Source organism: Rickettsia endosymbiont of Ixodes scapularis (assembly GCF_000160735.1).
Classification (GTDB): domain Bacteria; phylum Pseudomonadota; class Alphaproteobacteria; order Rickettsiales; family Rickettsiaceae; genus Rickettsia; species Rickettsia tamurae.
Genome location: NZ_GG688302.1, coordinates 1 through 2955, shown reverse-complemented (window position 1 = coordinate 2955; position 2955 = coordinate 1). Strand labels below are relative to the sequence as shown.

Here is a 2955-nt window from a genome sequence, read left to right as displayed (position 1 = left end):
CTTAAAGTAAAGGATTAAATTAAAAGACTTAAATTAACGCAAATCGGCTATTACTGAAGATCACACTAGAGCGATTCTATCAATTGAAGAGGAGCTAAAATTGTACTTTAACGGTACTTTAAAAAAATTTAATACTTCGATATATCTTTCAGGAAGCGAATTTCAAAAATTAGTATGGCAAGAGCTAACAAATGTACCTTACGGTGAAACAAGAAGTTACTTCACTCAAGCTAAATTAATAGGTATGGAAAGATCTTATAGAGCTGTTGCAAATGCTAACGGAGCAAATAAATTTGCTATAATTATTCCGTGTCACCGCATCATCAATAATAACGGTGAGCTTGGCGGTTACGGTTCAGGGCTAGATCGTAAAAAATGGCTCATTGAGCATGAGAGACAGAATTATTAAATAAAAAATCAATACCTGAATTTCGGTTACAGGGGTTTTAAAAAGTTCATATAATATAATTATAAATTTATATTATAGGATAAATTAATATGTTTAATGAGCTTCAAAGACAAGAATATTATCAGGCATTAATTAATAAAGATTACAGGTATGAAAATATCTTTTTTGTAGCGGTTAAAACAACAGGAGTATTTTGTAGACCGATTTGTCCTGCACGGAAACCTAAATTTGAAAATTGTGAATTTTATAAAACTGCTAAGGAAGCTTTGCATGCTTCATATAGACCTTGTCAGCGTTGCAAGCCTCTTTCACATCCTTGCGAAGTTTCGAATTTAGTTTGTACTCTTGTTAATGCTATTGAGCTTAATCCTGCTAAACGATGGAAAGATAGTGATTTTGATGAGTTATCAGTAGATGCTTCTACAGCACGTCGCCAATTTAAAAAACGTTTCGGTATGACGTTTGTAGAATATGCAAGAGCAAGGCGTATGGGTATTGCGATGAAGCAAATTCGCATGGGTGAATCGGTAATTAATACACAAATTGATATGGGTTATGAATCAAGTAGCGGTTTTCGAGATGCTTTCTCTAAAATAATGGGAGGACCGCCGACAAAATTTAACCTGCATTTAAATATTTTAAAAGCAGCTTGGTTAGATACGCCTCTTGGTGCTATGATTGCAATTAGCGATGAAAAATTACTTTATTTATTAGAATTTGTTGATAGAAGAGGTCTAGAACTGGAAATTGAAAGGCTAAGAATTAAGACGAAATCTGCTATTATTCCTGGAAGCACTGAACCAATTTTAATGATTGAAGAGGAGCTTAAATTTTACTTTACCGGTACTTTACAAAAATTTAATACGCCTATATATCTTTTAGGAAGCGAATTTCAAAAAATGGCTTGGCAAGAATTAATTAATATACCTTACGGTAAAACACGAAGTTATTTAAATCAGGCTAAAGCTTTGGGCAAACCTACTTCTTATAGAGCTGTTGCAAATGCTAACGGTATGAATCAGTTAGCAATAATTGTTCCTTGTCATCGTATTATTAATAGCAATGGCGAACTTGGAGGATATGGCGGGGGATTACATCGTAAAAAATGGCTTATTGAACATGAGAGAAAATTTATAACAAATTAGAAATATTTTACTTGAGAACGCTACTATTCCTTTAGAACGTAGAACGCTGTTCTTTAAAACTAGGAAAGGAGAGTATGGAGAGCATGACCGGTTTATTGGGGTTACCGTACCGACTTTACGTAAAATAGCTAAAAGTTATTATAATTTAGATGTGGGGGATTTAAGCCGCCTTATTACTTCAGAATTTAATGAATAGAGATTTTTAGCGTTAGCTATTTTGATTATGCAATATCAGAAAGCACAAGATAAAGAGTTTTTTTATAATTTTTATTTAAACAATATAAAACACGTAAATAATTGGAATTTAGTGGATGCTTCAGCCCATCATATAATTGGAGCTTATTTATGGGATAAAGAAAAGGATTATCTTTTTACATTAACAAAATTGGAAATTCTTTGGGAAAGACGAATAGCTATAGTTGCTACTTGGTATTTTATTAAAAATAATGAGTTAGATACGACTTTTGAAATATACTCAATTAACCTGAAGAGTTGCAGAAATGGTTAACGGTAATAGTTTGGAAATTATCGTTTATTAAGGTACGTAACCTATCTTTATAATCGGCGATGTTGCTGAAAAATTTGTTTATTGCTTCCGAAAATTGTTCAAAATTATGATAAAATTTATTATTAGTTGTAATACTGTATACTGTGCATAAACTTCCATAATCTCTCAATTGGGTTAAGATTTGGACTATATGGTGGCAAAAATACTAGCTCTATGTTACTATTTACTAGGTATTCCTTAACTTTCTTGGATTTGTGGTAACTAGCATTGTCACAGATTAAATATATTCTTTCCTTGTCACTATTCTCCTCTTCCAACCTTTGTAGAAAATTAACTATCTGCTCCCCATTTATTTTGGGGTTCTCTGTCCTTACTAACTGTAAATCAGCTAGGTTAATAGCACCAATCATGTGCTTTCTTCTCCAGCCACTGAATGTCGGTAAGGTCTTATTTTGGTTCTTTCTTATCCAACCACACCTTGCCCTTGCTTGATACTGAGGATGAACACCATCCATAAAATATATGGCTTCCTTATCTCTAAGATTCCCTTTTAGTAAACTGTAGTTTAACTTAAATAATTCTTGCTTGTCAAAATCCAGTTTAGCCGCTACTACTTTCGGCTTCTTGTACACAAATCCCAGTTTGTATAGTAATTTTGTTACTCCCGTTATCGTATATGTCACACCATATTTGTTCTCAATGTGATGCATGATATCTTTAGCATAAACATAATTATTTACTTCTAGGTGACTCACTAATTCTGCCCTCTCACCATCACTTAATTTGCTTGTGCTACCTCCATTATTGGTAAAGCTTATTGGCTTTTTGATAATCAACAATGTGTTTTCTTATCGCTTCATGGCTCAAGAGTAGTACCTTAGCAATCTCTACAT

General features: G+C 33.0%; 4 protein-coding genes and 2 pseudogenes. 5 read left to right on the top strand and 1 reads right to left on the bottom strand.

From position 1 onward, the window contains the following. Positions 1-18: 18 nt before the first annotated feature. The 5 genes and pseudogenes from REIS_RS10110 to REIS_RS10100 all read left to right on the top strand — a co-directional run. Positions 19-409 (top strand): annotated as a pseudogene (locus REIS_RS10110) (methylated-DNA--[protein]-cysteine S-methyltransferase); the annotation flags it as partial. 89 nt (positions 410-498) lie between these two features. Beyond that, positions 499-969: pseudogene (locus REIS_RS16185) on the top strand (bifunctional transcriptional activator/DNA repair enzyme AdaA); the annotation flags it as partial. A gap of 36 nt (positions 970-1005) precedes the next feature. Further along, on the top strand, positions 1006-1554 hold the full coding sequence (locus tag REIS_RS16180; RefSeq protein WP_241760976.1) for a methylated-DNA--[protein]-cysteine S-methyltransferase: 549 nt from the start codon (positions 1006-1008) through the stop codon (positions 1552-1554). Beyond that, a complete protein-coding gene (locus REIS_RS17630; RefSeq protein ID WP_371256188.1) occupies positions 1550-1750 on the top strand; it encodes a DNA alkylation repair protein in 201 nt (66 codons plus the stop codon). The genes REIS_RS16180 and REIS_RS17630 overlap by 5 nt, the downstream gene beginning before the upstream one ends. A gap of 27 nt (positions 1751-1777) precedes the next feature. Next, complete coding sequence (locus REIS_RS10100) at positions 1778-2062, top strand: DNA alkylation repair protein (RefSeq protein WP_083787822.1); 285 nt, start codon at positions 1778-1780, stop codon at positions 2060-2062. 122 nt (positions 2063-2184) lie between these two features. Here the strand turns inward: REIS_RS10100 and REIS_RS10095 are convergent, their stop codons facing one another. Continuing rightward, positions 2185-2901 (bottom strand): IS630 family transposase, encoded by a 717-nt coding sequence (locus REIS_RS10095; protein ID WP_008579825.1) that lies wholly within the window; start codon positions 2899-2901, stop codon positions 2185-2187. Between the last annotated feature and the right edge of the window lie 54 nt (positions 2902-2955).

Bases quoted from the DNA above. Each gene is read 5' to 3' on its own strand.
- REIS_RS10100 (WP_083787822.1), top strand. From the start codon at position 1,778: ATGCAATATCAGAAAGCACAAGATAAAGAGTTTTTTTATAATTTTTAT.
- REIS_RS16180 (WP_241760976.1), top strand. From the start codon at position 1,006: ATGGGAGGACCGCCGACAAAATTTAACCTGCATTTAAATATTTTAAAA.